General features: G+C 58.1%; 11 protein-coding genes. 10 read left to right on the top strand and 1 reads right to left on the bottom strand.

Annotated features, from left to right (window positions below):
* Positions 1-18: 18 nt before the first annotated feature.
* Positions 19-1296 carry a flavin monoamine oxidase family protein gene (locus H8B15_RS10580; protein ID WP_187319652.1) on the bottom strand — a complete coding sequence of 426 codons (1278 nt, stop codon included), beginning with the start codon at positions 1294-1296 and terminating at the stop codon, positions 19-21.
* 524 nt (positions 1297-1820) lie between these two features.
* Here H8B15_RS10580 and H8B15_RS10575 point away from each other — a divergent pair.
* The 10 genes from H8B15_RS10575 (at position 1821) to H8B15_RS10530 (ending at position 14987) form a co-directional block, all read left to right on the top strand.
* Positions 1821-2603, top strand: coding sequence for a polysaccharide biosynthesis/export family protein (locus tag H8B15_RS10575; protein WP_187319651.1), 783 nt, complete (start codon positions 1821-1823; stop codon positions 2601-2603).
* Positions 2604-2659: 56 nt separating this feature from the next.
* On the top strand, positions 2660-5044 hold the full coding sequence (locus H8B15_RS10570) for a polysaccharide biosynthesis tyrosine autokinase (protein WP_187319650.1): 2385 nt from the start codon (positions 2660-2662) through the stop codon (positions 5042-5044).
* A 105-nt stretch (positions 5045-5149) separates the two neighbouring features.
* Positions 5150-6730, top strand: a complete 1581-nt coding sequence (locus H8B15_RS10565; RefSeq protein WP_187319649.1) for a lipopolysaccharide biosynthesis protein — start codon at positions 5150-5152, stop codon at positions 6728-6730.
* Positions 6727-7953, top strand: coding sequence for a glycosyltransferase family 4 protein (locus H8B15_RS10560; RefSeq protein WP_187319648.1), 1227 nt, complete (start codon positions 6727-6729; stop codon positions 7951-7953). Before H8B15_RS10565 ends, H8B15_RS10560 begins: the two co-directional genes overlap by 4 nt.
* Positions 7954-7977: 24 nt before the next feature.
* Complete coding sequence (locus H8B15_RS10555; protein ID WP_187319647.1) at positions 7978-9270, top strand: O-antigen ligase family protein; 1293 nt, start codon at positions 7978-7980, stop codon at positions 9268-9270.
* Positions 9271-9301: 31 nt separating this feature from the next.
* Complete coding sequence (locus tag H8B15_RS10550; RefSeq protein ID WP_187319646.1) at positions 9302-10507, top strand: glycosyltransferase family 4 protein; 1206 nt, start codon at positions 9302-9304, stop codon at positions 10505-10507.
* Positions 10508-10558: 51 nt separating this feature from the next.
* Entirely contained in the window at positions 10559-11596 is a 1038-nt protein-coding gene (locus H8B15_RS10545) for a nucleotide-diphospho-sugar transferase (RefSeq protein WP_187319645.1), read from the top strand.
* Positions 11593-12846, top strand: a complete 1254-nt coding sequence (locus H8B15_RS10540; RefSeq protein WP_187319644.1) for a glycosyltransferase family 4 protein — start codon at positions 11593-11595, stop codon at positions 12844-12846. The genes H8B15_RS10545 and H8B15_RS10540 overlap by 4 nt, the downstream gene beginning before the upstream one ends.
* 58 nt (positions 12847-12904) lie before the next feature.
* Entirely contained in the window at positions 12905-13744 is an 840-nt protein-coding gene (locus tag H8B15_RS10535; RefSeq protein WP_187319643.1) for a glycosyltransferase family 2 protein, read from the top strand.
* Positions 13745-13805: 61 nt separating this feature from the next.
* A complete protein-coding gene (locus H8B15_RS10530) occupies positions 13806-14987 on the top strand; it encodes a hypothetical protein (protein ID WP_187319642.1) in 1182 nt (393 codons plus the stop codon).
* The last annotated feature ends 1020 nt before the right edge of the window (positions 14988-16007 follow it).

The raw sequence follows: 16007 nt of genomic DNA, 5'->3' as shown, positions 1-16007 counted from the left end.
GCCAAGAGGTGGCGCGCGCTATACCAGCATAGCGCGCGCCACCTCTTGGCCGCTCACCAACGCCGCTTCAACCGTACCCGTAGCGGGGCCTTCGTATAGGCCTTCGCCCGCAAAAAATAAGGTGTCGGCAATGGGCGTAGCTAACAGGGCGCGGGCCGGGGCTGCCTGTACGGTAGGGTAGGAGTAGGCTCCCAGTGCCATCGGGTCGGCACCCCAGTTGGCCACGTGCCACGCTCGGAGCTGCTGGCGGAGCGCGACGGGTGTAGTATCTAACAGATACGCCAACGACTCTAAGGCATGCTGCAACAGCTCCTCATCTGCATGCAGACGCAGACGTTCGGCGGCTGGGCCGGCCAGCCAGCCTGTCAGCAGGGGGCGTTCGTCGGGCAACTGGCTCCACCAGGTAGGCACGGGCGCATCCGAAAACAGAAACTCCATTTCGGGCATCTTGGCGGCCCAAACGGGCTCCTTGAATTCCAGAGCAAACTTGGTAACCGCGCCAAAGCCCAGTGCGGCCGCGGCCGCCCGGTACTCGGGTAGCTCAGGCGTGAAGCGTAGGTGACCGGCTTGGTCTGCCGGTTGCTGCCATATGCCTAAGGGCACCGTGAGCAATAGTTGGCGGGCCTGGTAGCGCTGGCCCTGCTGATCAACAATCAGCACCTGCCCTGGCTGCCACTGAATTTCCTGCACCGGCCGCGACAGGTGCAGCGTAGCACCGGCTGCCTGCGCCTGCTGGGCCAGCCAGTCCAGCAGTGGGCCGTAGCCACCTACCGGGCGCGGCGAGGCGTCGGCGTCGCCGGTGGCCCACTCGTCGCGCAAGGCCCAGGCACTCACGCGTGCCGGGTCGGCCGCGTCGTAGCCTTCGGCAAACTGCATGGCCATTTCGCGCAGGGCGCGGTGCTCCTCCCCCGAAAACTCCTGTTGCAGAAATTCGGCTAGCGGCAAATCGTGCGGTAGTGTTTGGAGCTTATCGAGCAGTTGTGGTAGGTGCTCAAAGAAGTTATCATCTGCCCGTAGTTGTCCTTGCCGCACAGCATAGGCCCGTCCGGTAGCATCATAACACGCACGGCCAGCTTCTGCCAGCAAGGCACGCGTGAGAGGCACTGCACCGTGTAAGAACTCAGCGCCTGTTTCGATGGGGGCGCTGAAGCCCGCAGGCGTGCAGGTGTGCACCCGGCCGCCTACCCGGTCGCGAGCTTCCAGCACCAATACCTGCCGCCCGGCCTGGGCCAGCGTGCGGGCCGCTAGTAGCCCGGCTGCCCCTGCTCCTACAATCACAACGTCGGTAGAATCCATAAACTAAGTAACCGCAGAAAATTAATCTGTTGTTGGCAATGATAGAAACAAGCAGACATGCCTGTCTAAGAAAGAAGGTAGGCTTTAGGATGGTAGCTATTTATCTTTCTATCAGATATACAAGTATTTATAGCCTGCTAAGCAAGCGTCTTCAATAGCACCTATCAAAGACAAAAGATGAAAATGAGTGTGTCCTATACGTGTCTTACCAAAATCTGGGTGTCAGAAGTAAAACGTATCTTATGCAACGCTAATTAAGATGCAACGTATGGGTCTTGGAAATAGCTAAAATTATGTACTTGCGCTGGGAGGGGCTACGCTTCAACAAGCAAACGTATTACCTCTTTGTTACCTTAACATATACATATATTTTATACGATAAACAATAAATTACAGGGTTTTGTGTCTTAACTTTGCTAAGTAAGAGATACAGATACTATGCTGCTATATTTAGAAAAGTCCTACTAATTCTCCTGCACGTTCTCAATCACTCCTTCATTTCGCAATTCTCTTACCCCGCGTTTATGCGTATACCCTTCCGCTCTGGTCTACTTTTTTTTCTGATTGTTTGGGCTGCATGCCTGCAAAGCTGCGTGGTGCAGGAAAAACTGCCCTACCTGCAAAGCAGTAGCTATTCTGTGAAAGCCCCGGTGGCCGTCAATAACCCCCGGCCCAGCTACCAGTTGCAGCCCGGCGACGTGCTCAGCATTCGGGTGCAGGGAGCCGATCCTAAGCTGACGGAGCCGTTCAACATCACGGGCACGCAAATCATGAACTCCGGTGACCCCGGCACGCTGTACCTGACGGGCTACCCCATCGGCGAGGATGGCAATATTAGCCTACCCACTGTGGGCAAGCTGAAAGTACAGGGCCTGGATATCAACCAGGCGCAGGCGCTGGTTCAGAAAAATATCAGCAACTACGTGCTCAACGTAAATGTGCTGCTGAAGCTGCTGAGCTTCAAAATTACCGTGCTGGGCGAGGTTCGCTCGCCGGGTCGTTACTTCATCTACAACCCACAGGCTACCATTCTGGAGGGCCTGGGCATGGCCGGCGACCTGACGGAGTTTGGCAACCGCGAAAATGTGAAGCTGGTGCGGCAAACCCTAAACGGTCCGGAAGTTGTGCTCATCAACCTCACGGACCCTAAACTGCTCCAGTCACCTTACTACTACCTGCTCCCCAACGACGCGCTGTACGTGGAGCCGATGAAGGCCCGTACCACCCGCGCTAACGCTGGCAACTTAGCGTTGGTTTTCGCTGGTATTTCGTCTGTGGTGCTATTGCTGGGCTTTATTCTTAAGTAGAGAAGTTCGCTGAACCATCTACTTATTGCTGCTAACCTAAATAAGGATTATCTGGTATGGAAAACCGTTCTGCCTTCTCGGAGGAAATAGATTTGCACGAGCTTTTTTTCAAGCTCCGCCGGCGCTGGCCGTGGTTTGTGGGCTGCCTGCTGCTGGCTGGCCTGGGCGCGTGGCTGTATCTGGCCGTGAAATCGCCGGTATATGACTACCAGTCTACCATGCTCATCGGCGACCAGTCGACTGGCTCAAAACAAACCCAGGAGCTGCTGCAATTGCTTGATAACAAGCAGAAAGGAGTAAAAATCGAGGACGAGGTAGGCTTGCTCACCTCGGCCGACATGGTACGTCGCACCTTGGAGCAGTTGCCGTTTGGGGTAAGCTACTATGCCGTGCCCGATTCGTGGTTGAACTCGGTGCGCAAGTTGAAAGTGCGCGAACGGGCCGTTGGAGGCGTGCCCTTTCAGGTGCAGGCCCTGGCCGATAAGCCCCAACTAACAGGGGTGCCCATCTACGTAGAATCGCTGGCTGATGGTCGCTTCCGGGTGCATGCCGAAGCCGATAAGGGCGAACTACGCCAGCTCTTTTCCGGCGAGCTGGTGCGTGAGGTAGAAGACGTGCAGTTCGATCAGACGATTGGTGCCGGCGATACGCTCCGCACGCCCTTGCTGTCGGTTGTTATCAACCCCGAGCCGGGCTACCCTGCCACTGGGAGCGAGCAGTATTTCTTCCGGCTGAATGATATGAGCAGCCTGACGGCCGATTATCAGCAGCGCCTGAAAGTGCAGCCCACCGAGCACGAGTCGCGGATTCTGCTCTTGAGCATCCGGGGTAGTGTGCCCGAGAAGGAGCAGCGCTTCCTGAACACGCTGATGACCACCTACGTGCAGGACGACCTGAACCAGAAGAACGAAACGGGCCGCAAGACCATTGCTTTCCTCGACAACGAGATTGGCAAACTGTCAAATTCCCGCTCCCGCTCCACAGCCAACCTCAGCTCCTTCCGGGCTTCCCGAAATGTGGTAGATGTAGGTGTGCAGTCGGGCGTAGACATTCAGCAGCAGGCACAGTTGGGCACCATGCGGGCCCGCGTGGCCACCGATCAGAAATTCTACGAAAGTATGCTGTCCTACCTGCGCCAGCACCGCGGCAAGTCGCAGGTGGCTACCCTCAGCAGCGCTGGCATCTCCGATCCTACGGTGACACACTTAGTTGAACAGCTAACAGACCTAAATAACAAACGCGCCGTGTTGGCCGTGAATGCCAGCGACATCAACCCCCAGGTGGTAGCACTGGACGAAGAAATCAGCACCACCAAGGAGCAACTGATTCAGACCTTGGCTAGCCTGACGCGCACCTCAGAAATTGCTCTGCGCGACCTGGACCAACAACTGAGCGCCGTGCGTAGTCAGCTGAGCAGCACCCCCGAAAATGAGCGCCAGCTGAACTCGCTGCAAACTACCAGCGAATCCACCGAGAAGAACTACAGCTTCTTGGTGCAAAAGCGCAACGAAGCGGCTATTGCCCTGGCTACCAACACCACCGACAAGAAAATAGTAGACCCGGCTCGGCAAACCGGCCTGGGTCCGGCAGCACCCAAGCCGCCTCTGGTGGCTCTGCTAGCCCTGCTGGCTGGCCTGGCCATTCCTACCGGACTGGTACTGCTGATCGACAAGACCAACCGTCGCGTGCAGGGCAAAGAGGACCTGGCACGCATCACGGATATTCCACTGTTGGGTGTGATTCCGCACGGTACCAGCAAGGACCGGCGCGTGCAGACCCAAGACCCACGCAGCCCGATTGTAGAAGCTTTCCGCTCGATTCGAGTAAACCTGCAATACCTCTCGGCTGGTCTCGATAAGCGCGTTATCGGCGTTACGTCGTCGGTGCCGGGCGAGGGCAAAACCTTCTGCTCTGTGCACTTGGCCGCCGAGCTGGCCCGCAGCGGCCGCCGCGTGATTCTGCTGGAGTGCGATATGCGCCGCCCGGCCGTGGCTCCCTACCTGGGCATCGACGCCAGAGCCCCCCAGGGCCTGAGCACCTACCTGAGTGGCGAAAGCACGCTGGAAGAAGCCCGCATCGTAACGGATATTCCGAACCTGGACGTGCTGGCCTGTGGCCCGATTCCGCATAACCCTACGGAGCTGCTGGAATCGAAGCGCTTGGTGGACCTGATTACGCTGCTCAAGGAAGAGTACGACTACCTAATGGTGGATATTCCGCCCATGGGCTACGTATCGGAGTTCTTTGTGCTGCTTCAGCACCTAGATGCCAATCTGTACGTGGTACGCCAGAACTACACCGACCGCGAAATGGTAGGGCAGATCGACGAACTGTATCGCGACCAGAAGGTGAAGCAGCTGTACACCGTCATCAACGACGTGCATTTTGCCAACACCTACGAATACCGCTATAAAACTAAAGCCTATAACTACGGCAGCTAGTGAGTTAAATAGTTGTCAGTTGCCAGGTAGTAGTTGTCAGGTTAAATGACACTAGTAACTAACAACTGGCAACTACTAACAGATAACTATATAACACACAACTCAATGGCAGTAACCTCTAGCAATGTAGCATCGGCCGCCGTGAAGGGGGTGCAGTGGACCACCGCTGCCACTGTGGCCAATGCACTGATGCAGATTGGCTACACCGCGGTAATGGCGCGCCTGTTGGACCCAGCCGCGTTTGGTTTGGTGGCCATGTCGGGTGTGGTGTTGCGCTTCGGTAGCTACTTTGCCGAGATGGGCCTGGGCCATGCGCTGGTGCAGCGCCCCGAAATCAGCAAAACGGATATCCGGGCAGCCTTCACGGCTTCCATTGGCCTGAGCATAGGGGTAGCGGCGCTGGCCTGGCTGCTGGCACCACTATCGGTCTTTTTTCTGAAAAATGAAGCTGTGGTGCCCATCGTGCGGATGCAGGCCCTGGGCTTTGTACTAGTAGGCATCGGAACTACCGCTGCCAGCCTGCTCCGGCGCGAAATGCGCTTCGATTCCATTGCCAAAGTAGATGTGTTGGCCTATATTCTGGGCTACGGGGGGGTAGGCATTACAATGGCCTGGGCTGGTATGGGCGTATGGAGCCTGATTGCGGCCAGCCTGGCGCAGCAGCTATTTGCTACCCTGATGAGCTATGCGCTGGTGCGCCACTCCATCCAACTGATTTTCAGCCGCGAGCCGTATGCCAAGCTGCTGGGTTACGGCAGTAAAGTGTCGGTTATCAGCTTCCTGGAGTTCGTGAACGGCAACCTCGATACGCTCCTCATTGGGCGCCTGTTGGGCAGCACGCTGCTGGGTATCTACAACCGAGCCTATATGCTGCTGTACCTACCCATGTACTTCCTGACCAACAGCCTGGCGCGGGTAGCCTTCCCAGCATTCAGCAAAATTCAGGAAGACGTGCCCCGCGTGCGGGCGCTCTACCTGAAGAGCAGCACGCTGGTGGCTACCATCATCCTGCCTATGTGTGCCGGTGTAGCTGTGGCTGCCCCCGAAATGGTGCGGGTGCTGCTCGGCCCCAAATGGATGGACTCGGTGCCGATTCTGCGGATGCTGTGCTTCGCTATTCCGTTGAGTATGACTACCATGTTTGCGGGCATTGTGGCCGATGCGCGGGCTAATCTTCGTCAGAAAGTGATTCTGAACTTGGAGTTTATGGTGCTGCTTACCAGCCTGTTCTGGCTGCTGCGCGACTTTGGCCTGCTGGGCATTGCGGCCGCCATCGGCACGGGCGAGATTGTGCGGACGTTCCTATACATGCGCATCACGCACAACGACATCGGCATTCGATACCGGCAGCTGCTGGCCATGTACCTGCCTGGTTTGCTGAATGCTGCCGCGGTAGGGGTAGGGATTTTGGTGGTTTCGCTGGGGCTGCGCGCCGTGGGCAGCCCGGCGCTGCTTACCCTCATTGCACAGATTGCCATGGGTGGCCTGGCCCTGGGTATTGTGGTGCTGCGTTGGCCTTCCAGCGAGTTGCACCCACACTTGCAGCAAGGCCTGAACCGCCTGCGTAAGGTAGCGGGCCTGCCTACCCCCATTCATGCCAGCTTGGCGCGCTATGCCACCTTTTTGGAGCGTCAGCAGCCGCTGTTCCCTTCCTTCGAGCCGCTCACCAGCTCCCTCACGCCATGAATATTCTACTGACTTCGTTGATGGTTCCGGGAGCCCCTTCGGGGGTGCGCGTGCATTACGAGCGGTTGGCCGAGCAGCTCCGGCGCGAAGGCCATACCGTTACGGTAATCACGCAGGCCAGCCTGCGCCCGGTGGTGCGCCGCGCCATTGGAGCCTTCCGGCGGGCGCTAGGGCTGTTCGGCCAGGCGGGTGCCCGGATGGGGATAGAGCTGGGCTTCGTGGCCGAAATCTACTTCGCCATCGACCGCACCGCCCGCTACGACGTAGTGAATGCCCAGGACGTAAGCAGCGGGTGGGCCGCCCGCCTGGCCCTGCGCGACCAGGTGCCGGTCATCGTAACCGGTCACTTCAACGACCACCCGGCCGAGGAGCTGGTGCACCAGCTGCGCCTCTCGGGCCGCACGGCGCGTGCCTTGCACCGCTGGTACACGTTTCTGTTGCAGAAAACCCGGTTTTTCATTGGGGTGTCTGATTACGTGCTGCAACGCACCCTGCCGTGGCTGCCGGCCGACGCCCAGGCCACAGTGGTCTACAACGGCGTGGACATGACGCCGCCCCCGGCGCTTACCCTCCCAGCCGGCGTGCCCGACCTGCGGGCCATGTTCCCCAATCGTGCCATCGTACTGAACGTAGGGCAGTTGGAGCCACGCAAAAACCAACGCTACCTGGTGCAGGTAGCCGAGGCGCTCCGGCAGCAGTTCGCTGATTTTGTACTGGTACTGGTAGGTAAGGGCGAAGACGAAGAGCTTCTGCGCCAGCAGATTGCTGCGGCTGGCCTGGAGCAGCACGTGGTGCTGCTGGGCTACCACCGCGAGATAATGGCTCTATTGCGCACCGCCGACCTCTACGTACACGCCGCCACCCGCGAAAACTGCCCGTTGGTGTTACTCGAAGCCATGGCTACCGAGTGCCCGGCCGTAGCGCTGGCGGTAGGGGGCATTCCCGAACTGCTCGCGCCTACCCCCGAAGCACTGGTTCCGGTGGCTACCCCGCCTGCCGAGTTAGCGGAGCGCCTGCAAAGCCTACTGACAACTCCCACTCAATTGGAACAGTTGCGGCAGCGGCAGCATGCTTTCGGGCGCACGCACTTTGATGCCCGCGTGATGCTAACTAACACGTTGGCCTTCTTTGAGCGGGCCCGGCAGTTGCCTGTCCCAACCACCTCTCGTCCGGCAAAAGTTGCTACCCCTGCGCAGCCTTTGCCTACCATGGAGGCACGCTAAACCGCCGGACTATTCTCGCACTCCATGAAAATTAAGCTGAACTTTCTGGCGCTCATCCCCATCCTGGCAATACTGGCTACCAGTAAAGCCTTCTGGGAATTTGCGTTTGGGGCTGATCGGGTGGACCAGGAGCCAGGTGAGCTGAAGTTTTTAGTATACGCCCTGTTGGCCGGCTCCCTGGCCAGCATCTGGTTCTACTGGCGCTATTTCGAGCCGCTGATGCGCAAGTGGCTAATAGCCGTGCTGTTGGTGATTGGCGGGATGATGATGGAATCGTACGCTGAGTGGGGTTCGGTGCTGGAATATGCCCACGTTTTTAACAAGCTGTTTGTACTGCTGATGATTTTCGGCATCTACGGCTTCTACCGCCGGCACGGGCTGCCGCCTATGCAGCAGCTCAGCACGGTTATTCTCTTGGTGTCGCTCGGCAATCTGGTGCTGTTTCACCGGGAATCTCTGAGTCTGAGTGCTTTCGTGGAGAACGAGCGGGGCTTCAATGCGGCGTCGGCCTACCTGTTTGTGCTGGTTATCTTGCTCAGTCTGAACAACTACCTGCTGCGCAATTCGCTCACGTCGCTGCTGGTAGTGTTTGTGTGTATGCCGCTGGTGATTTTCCTGCAACACCGCTCGGTTTGGATTGCTATGTTCATCGCTATTCCCATTGATGTATGGCTGCTGCGCCGGGCCCGGCTGGCGCGCTTTTCGCCTGTGAAAATGGTGATGCTCTTGGTTATTCCGTTCATCCTGGGGTCGTTGGGTATTACGATGCTGGTGCTGGATAACCCACAGGTAGTCACCCGCTTCGAGCAGAGCATCGATGATATTGCCAACGCCGACAAGCAAGGCACCGGCAGCTGGCGCCTCAAGCAGATAGAATCCTACCTGCCGCTGGTGCAGGAGCGCCCCATAGCCGGCTGGCGCCTCGAAGGCTTTGAGGTGCCCATGCAGTTCTACGACCCCAGCAGCGACATGCCCATGTGGAAAGACCGCACCGGCCACCACTTCCACAACTTCTACTTAGACCGGGCCTTCTACTTCGGTATTCTGGGCATTTTGTTGGTAGTGCTGGTGCCCATTGTGCTGGTTACGCGGCGGTTGCTTCGCTCCCGTGCGCTGGACGCGGATACGGCCGCGCTGGTCGCCTTCTTTATCAGCTTAGTGGTATTCGGCACGTCTTACGACTGGTCTACCTACCACTACGGCCTGATTGGCTTGATGCTGGCCGCCCTGGCCGAGCCCACACCCGACCCCTTCTCACTCCAGCCGCGGTCGGCGGCACACGCCCGTCGCGAATCAACCCCAGCGCTTCCTATCTAATCCCGCTGTCTGCTTATTATTTCGTTTCGTTATGAAGATTCTCTGGCTTGCCCCTTACCCTCATCCTTCTGAGCCCGCGGCGCACCCCGTTCCGTGGGTAGGCACGCTGGCAGAACTGTTGCGCAAGCAGCCCGGCGTAGAGCTAACCATCCTGAACTGGACGCACCGCATCGACAAGCCCGTGGACGAATTCGACCGCGACGGCATGCACTTCATCTACCTGAAAGTGCCCAAGGTGCGCACCGATATTCTCACGCTCTACCAGTGGCGCATTGCCATCGTGAAGAAGTACCTGCGCCAGCATTACAAGGAGTACGACGTGCTGCACCTGCACGGCTCGGAGCTGCAACTGCCCGCCATGACGGCCGGCCTACCCGCACCCATGGTGCTGTCGGTGCAGGGTATTGTGTCGGAATACGCCAAAGTGGTGCCTAAGAAGTTTTCGATGCTGAAGTTCTTGTGGACGCTGGCGGGCTTCTACGAAAAGCGTTACCTGCCCACGGTACACAACTTCTCCTGCCGCACCGATTGGGACAAGTCTCACACCAAGCGCCTGAGCCCCGGCGCCCGCATCTTCCATAACTGGGAGACCATCCGGCCCGAGTTTTTTGAGGAAGCCGACAAGCCCGCGCCGCCGCAGCCGGCCCGGCCGCAGGCGCTGTTTGTGGGCGGCAAGCAGGAAATCAAAGGCTTCAAGGAAATGCTGATGGGCTTCGACCTCATCCGCCAGCAAGCCCCCGACATGCGCCTTGTGATTGTGGGCCGCCTGGAGCCGGCCGACGTGGCCGCGGTGGCCACGCAGTACAACTTGCAGCACATCGGCCCCGAGCACGTAGAGTGCCGCCCGTTCCAGACCGGTGCCGGCCTGGCCCGTCTGTGCCGCGAGTCGTTCTGCCTACTGCACCCTTCGTATATCGACAACAGCCCTAATAGCGTCTGCGAGGCGCAGCTGATGGGCTTGCCCGTGGTGGCTTCCGATGTGGGCGGGGTAGCCTCGCTGATTACGGAAGGCGAAACCGGCTTACTCTGCGACCTGACGCCCGCCAGCCTGGCCCGCCAGACCGTGCGTCTGTACAACGACCCGGCACTGTACCAGCGCATCGTTGCGCAGGCCCAGGCCGTAGCCCGCGAGCGGCACAATCCCGATACCATCATCCAGCGCACGTTGGCGATGTACGAGGCCGTGCGTGATTCGGTACCAACGGCTGCTGCGCCCGCCGTAGCGGCCACTGCTTAGATACTGCCGGTCGCTCTGCTTCAGACGACTGCCACTGCTACCTATTCTGCTATGACCCCCTCTGCTACTCCGTCTGCTACTACGGCCCTAGATACGCCGGTTCTGCTGCTGATTTTCAGCCGGCCCGACACGACCCGGCGCGTGTTTGATACCATCCGGCAGGCGCGGCCTACCCGGCTCTATGTGGCCGCCGACGGCCCGCGCCCCAACCATCCCACCGACGCCGTGCGCTGCGCCGAAACCCGCGCCATTGTGGAGGAAGTGGATTGGCCCTGCGAAGTATTCACGCTGTTTCAGGAAAAAAACCTGAACTGCGGGGTAGGACCCGTTACGGCCATCACCTGGTTTTTCAGCCACGAAACGGAAGGCATTATTCTGGAAGACGACTGCGTGCCCTCGCCCAGCTTTTTCCGGTTTTGCCAGGAGTTGCTGGCCCGCTACCGCGACGATACCCGCGTGATGCACATTGGCGGCAACAATTTTGGCTCGGAGGCACAACAGCCGCTCGCGCCCGGTGCGCCATCCTATTACTTCTCGGAACAGCGCAACAGCTGGGGCTGGGCCACTTGGCGCCGCGCCTGGGCCATGTACGATTACCATCTTTCGGGTTTCCGGGAGGCCGTAGCCAGTGGCGCTTTCGATGGCGTATTCAGCAGTGCGCTGGAAAAGCGCTACCGCCTGGGCAAGATGCGCGGCGTGCTGGCCCTACCCTCGCCACCCGACGTGTGGGACTACCAGTGGGAGTACACCATTGCTATGAACTCGGGCCTGTATATTGTGCCCGCCGTGAATCTGGTGGGCAACATCGGCTTCGGCAACAACTCCACCCACACCCACGACGACGGCGACATGATGGGTGCGCTCCCCGCGCAGGAGCTGCGCTTCCCGCTCCAGCACCCCGCCTACGTGCGCCTGGACCGCCCCCGCGACCGGAAGCGCTTCAACGAGTTTTTGCGTAGCCGCTTGTCGGCCATCGTGCGGCGGGTGTTTGCTGGGCAGAAGCCCGTGGCCTCCGGACTGCAAAGCCCCAAAGCAAAAGCAACGGCGCCTACCCCGGAAGCCGTTCCTGCTAATACCCTGTCATCATGAAAGTGCTGCTCTCGGCGTATGCCTGCAACCCCACCAAGGGTGGCGAAAGCAGCATCGGCTACCACTGGACGCAGGAGTGGCTACGGCATGGCCATGAGGTATGGTGCTTCACCCGTCCCGATGAGCGGGCTGATATAGAAGCGTATCTGGCAAAGCATCCTACACCAGAAAATCGGGATAGGCTGCATTTCGTGTACGTGGCCGTGCCCGACTGGGTAGACTATCTCTACCGGTGGCAGTTTGGCGTGTACCTCCACTACATGGTATGGCAATACCAGACGTGGCGTGCAGCACGTAAGCTGGAGGCTGCCGTTGGGTTCGACCTGATACACCACGCCACCTACGGCAGTCTGCAAATGGCTTCCTGGCTGTGGCGAGTAGGCAAGCCGTTGATTATTGGTCCGTTAGGCGGCGGGCAGCAAACGCCCCGCTCGTTCCAGTCCTACATTCCCGACTGGTTTAAGTCGGAAACCATGCGCAATACCATCAGCCGGGTGCTGATGGCCAGCGACCGAAACGTGCGCCAGAGCATTCGGCACGCCGCGTTGGTGCTCACCACCAACCAAGAAACCGCCGAGAAAGTCCGGGCGCTGGGTGCCCGGCGGGTAGAGTTGTTCCTGGATTCAGGCTTGCCAGAATCCTTTCTGCCCGCTCAATTTCCAGTGCGCGAGCCGGCTCCGCAATTACGCCTGCTGTGGCTGGGCCGCCTGATTCACCGCAAAGCCCTACCTCTGGTACTCGATGCCCTGGCACAGGTAGCGGCGCGGGTGCCCTTTCACCTGACCATAGTGGGCGACGGGCCAGTAGGAGCGGAGCTGCCCGAACTGCTGCGGCAGCGGGGCTTGACGGACCATGTAACCTGGCGCGGCAGCCTACCCTGGGCCGAAGTGCGGGAAGTGTTCCTGACGCACGACGTGTTTCTGTTTGCCAGTCTGCGTGACTCGTTTGCCTCGCAGTTCCTAGAAGCCATGGGTGCTGGCCTACCCATCATCACGCTCAATCACCAGGGCGCCCGCGACTTCATCCCGAATGATGCCGCCATCAAAGTGCCGGTAACAACACCCGCTGAAACCGTGGCGGCTCTGGCTCGCGCCGTGGAATATTGCTACGACCACCCCGAGCGCCGCACCGCCATGGGGCAGGCGGGGTATGTTTTTGCCCGCACCCAAAGCTGGCCGGCCCGGAGCCTGCGCATGTTGCAGCTGATTGAAGAAGCTGCGCCCCAATTAGCAGTGTCGGAAAACACCTAATTGAGGTCGCCTCAAACACACAAAGCAGAGTTCATTCTCTACTCCCTACCCTTGTATAATGCTGTACGTTGTCATACCCGTTTTCAACCGCAAAGAGTTTACCCGCGAATGCCTGCTGTCGTTGCGGGCACAAACCAACCATTCGTTCCGCACGATTGTCGTAGACGATGGCTCGACGGATGGCACCGACCAGATGCTGGCCGAGGAGTTTCCGGAAGTGATAGTAGTGACTGGCGATGGTAACCTGTTCTGGACAGCGGGCGTGAATCTGGGCATCCGACGGGCGCTGGAGCTGGGGGCTACCTGTGTCATGACCCTCAACAACGATGTGGTGACCGACCCGCGCTTTGTAGAGCAGATGCTGCTCGATTCCGAGCGCAACCCCAACGCCGTGCTGGGGGCGCTGGAGCTGGACGCCGCTACCGGTGAGCCTATCTATGGCGGCGAGACACTGAACTTCCGCACCAACACACGCCGCGACCTGCTCGAAGTCCTACCTGCCGAAAAGCGCACTGGCCTGCACGAAGTTACCTACCTGCCCGGCCGCGGCCTGCTGATTCCGAAAGCTGTCATCGACAAAATCGGCCTATTTGACGAAAAGCGCCTACCCCATTATCTGGCCGACTTTGACTACACCAGCGTGGCGCGTCGCAACGGCTTTCCGAACTACCTCAACTACAACGCTACCCTACGCACCTACCCTGAGGAAAGCGGCCAGACGCTCACGCGCAAGCACCGCAGCCTGAAAGGATATTACCAACATTTGTTTGGTATCCGGGGTGGGGGCAACATGGTGAACTTCACCCACTTTGCCCTGAAGAATTGCCCGGCGCCCTACCTGCCGTATTTCCTGCTGAATGGGTATGCTCGGCGGGTGGTAGGATACTTCCTCCACTAAAAGATCAGAGAAGGGATGGTAACACCATCCCTTCTTTTTTTGCTAGTTAATCCGCTGTCTCGTGCCCTACCTTCGCCTCCTGCTTATTGCCCTGAGTGCCCTGAGTTGCGGCCTGCTGCTGGCGCGCTGTCAAAGCTCAACTAGTAAGGATAGGGATGAGAAGGTATTAGTCATAACCCAAGGCGGGGTATACAGCGGTTCGTATCGGAGCTTGGACAGCTCGGTGCCGTGCGTGCGCATCGCCACGAGCGAGCCCGTGCAGCTGCTGAACTGCACGCTGGCCGGGGCGGGCGATTTGATCGTTTCGGGCGAGGGCACGGACCTGGTCGTGCGCAACTGCCGCGGCTACGGGCTCGAGCCCAGCCGCACGGGCGTGGGGCGGGGGCGCTTCGTGAACAGCTACCGGGCACGGCGGCTGTGGATCGAGCACAACTACTTCGAGCAGACCAGCGGCCTGAACATCGACCGCTGGAGCACGGCCGCGGGCGTGTCGGGCGTCTCGCAGCCGTTGCTGGTGCGCTACAACCAGGCGCGCAACATCGACGGGCGCTGGCGCGGCAACCAGGGCAGCACGCGTGCCAGCTTTGTGATTCTGAACACGGTGCGCAGCCTGGCGGGGGTGGAGATCAGCTACAACGAGGTGCGCAACACGGCCAACCAGAGCCTGGTGGAGGACAACATCAACCTGTACGCCAGCTCGGGCACGAGCAGCAGCCCGATCCGGGTGCACAACAACTTCGTGTTCGGGGCCTACCCCTACCCGGCCACGGCCACGGGCTACACGGGCACGGGCATGACCACGGACGGCAACGGCAATGCCTCGGAGGTGACGGCGTATGTGGAGGCGTATGAGAACCAGTTCATCAGCACCTGCAACGCGGCCATGAACATTGCGGCCGGGCACGACATTTATTACCACGACAACCGGCTGGTGACCAGCGGGCTCTTGGCCGACGGCACGCGCTTGCCCAGCACGTGGGCGGGCACCTCGATCTTCAACTACTACAAGCTGCCGGGCAACGTGTTCTTCAACAACCGGGTGGAGCGCACGGTGGTGGGCTACATGAGCAAGGGCGGGCAGAACGGGCGGCTGGACATGAGCCCGGGGGCGTGCGCGAGCTGCGCGGTGGAGCCGTTGCCCAACCCGGTGACGGTGGACACGGAGCGGGGCGAGGAGCAGCGCTGGCAGCAGAAACTGCAACAGAAAAACATCTCCCTCGGCCCGGAGGGATGTAAAGAGTAGACTGTGCAGACGCAGTACTTACACATATGTTTTGCGCCAACGCGCTGCGGTAACGATGACTGAACCCAGTGGGGTAGGAGGTAGGACGTAGGACATGCTCCCAGAAGGACGGGAAATGGTCCTGCTACGCTCCACGAAGTATCTACTATCTAATGAGCAGTAAAACCTCATGGTTTAACTTTCAATAGGCACAACAGAATCATCTCAACAATAAAATCGATTTGCTGATCGATCTACTTATCGTTGAAAAATATAAAGACTCCAGTTATAGATAATAAATTACCGTGCTCGTCGCAAACTATTGTATTCGGGTTCGCGCATATCAGTGGCCAAAAAAACGCTCTGCTACGGTTTAGCAAGCAAAATAGTTAGTAATAAAATTTGGTCATTTAGAAAGCCGCATTTTCCAAAAAAATGTGCGACAATAGCTGCTTTTTGTTGGTAAGTCGACAGGAAATAATACAATTATATTTTAGATTTTACTGATTTTTATTCTGTGAAAATAAGTTCCATGTCGTTGCAAAAGATGGCACTTACTGCGTCAACATCACCTAATTGGCTGTTTTTAGATGTAGATACATTTTTGAATATTAGGTTTTATTTATATATAAAAGCACCTTATTAAGGAATTATTATGCGTGAAATACTTAGTCAAAAAGCCACGCCATTTCCTTCGATATATATCTATTACTATGTTTTAGATTTATACAAATAACATCTCCAGCGCTATCTTTACAATTGTGGAAGCTGAATAATATAATTTATTTAAGATTCTGCAATTGTTGAACTCTATACTTGACAGATGCGAAAGCAATTAACTTTCTCTGCCAAACACAAAAGCCGTAAGAGCTGGTCCAGTCAATTAACGTCGCTAGGCTTGGCAATCATCACCTGTATGATGTTGCTACCAGCAATAGCACAGGCACAAGCTCCGAATATAACATATAGCGGTCCTATTACAATCACGAAGGGCGGGGTATACAGCGGTTCGTATCGGAGCTTGGACAGCTCGGTGCCGTG

The sequence above is a fragment of the Hymenobacter citatus genome (genome assembly GCF_014333615.1).
Lineage (GTDB): Bacteria > Bacteroidota > Bacteroidia > Cytophagales > Hymenobacteraceae > Hymenobacter > Hymenobacter citatus.
This window is presented reverse-complemented; position numbering and strand designations above follow the sequence as displayed.

Excerpts from the sequence above, each read along its gene's own strand:
- H8B15_RS10580 (WP_187319652.1), bottom strand. The coding sequence starts at position 1,296 with ATGGATTCTACCGACGTTGTGATTGTAGGAGCAGGGGCAGCCGGGCTA.
- H8B15_RS10575 (WP_187319651.1), top strand. The coding sequence starts at position 1,821 with ATGCGTATACCCTTCCGCTCTGGTCTACTTTTTTTTCTGATTGTTTGG.
- H8B15_RS10570 (WP_187319650.1), top strand. The coding sequence starts at position 2,660 with ATGGAAAACCGTTCTGCCTTCTCGGAGGAAATAGATTTGCACGAGCTT.
- H8B15_RS10565 (WP_187319649.1), top strand. The coding sequence starts at position 5,150 with ATGGCAGTAACCTCTAGCAATGTAGCATCGGCCGCCGTGAAGGGGGTG.
- H8B15_RS10560 (WP_187319648.1), top strand. The coding sequence starts at position 6,727 with ATGAATATTCTACTGACTTCGTTGATGGTTCCGGGAGCCCCTTCGGGG.
- H8B15_RS10555 (WP_187319647.1), top strand. The coding sequence starts at position 7,978 with ATGAAAATTAAGCTGAACTTTCTGGCGCTCATCCCCATCCTGGCAATA.
- H8B15_RS10550 (WP_187319646.1), top strand. The coding sequence starts at position 9,302 with ATGAAGATTCTCTGGCTTGCCCCTTACCCTCATCCTTCTGAGCCCGCG.
- H8B15_RS10545 (WP_187319645.1), top strand. The coding sequence starts at position 10,559 with ATGACCCCCTCTGCTACTCCGTCTGCTACTACGGCCCTAGATACGCCG.
- H8B15_RS10540 (WP_187319644.1), top strand. The coding sequence starts at position 11,593 with ATGAAAGTGCTGCTCTCGGCGTATGCCTGCAACCCCACCAAGGGTGGC.
- H8B15_RS10535 (WP_187319643.1), top strand. The coding sequence starts at position 12,905 with ATGCTGTACGTTGTCATACCCGTTTTCAACCGCAAAGAGTTTACCCGC.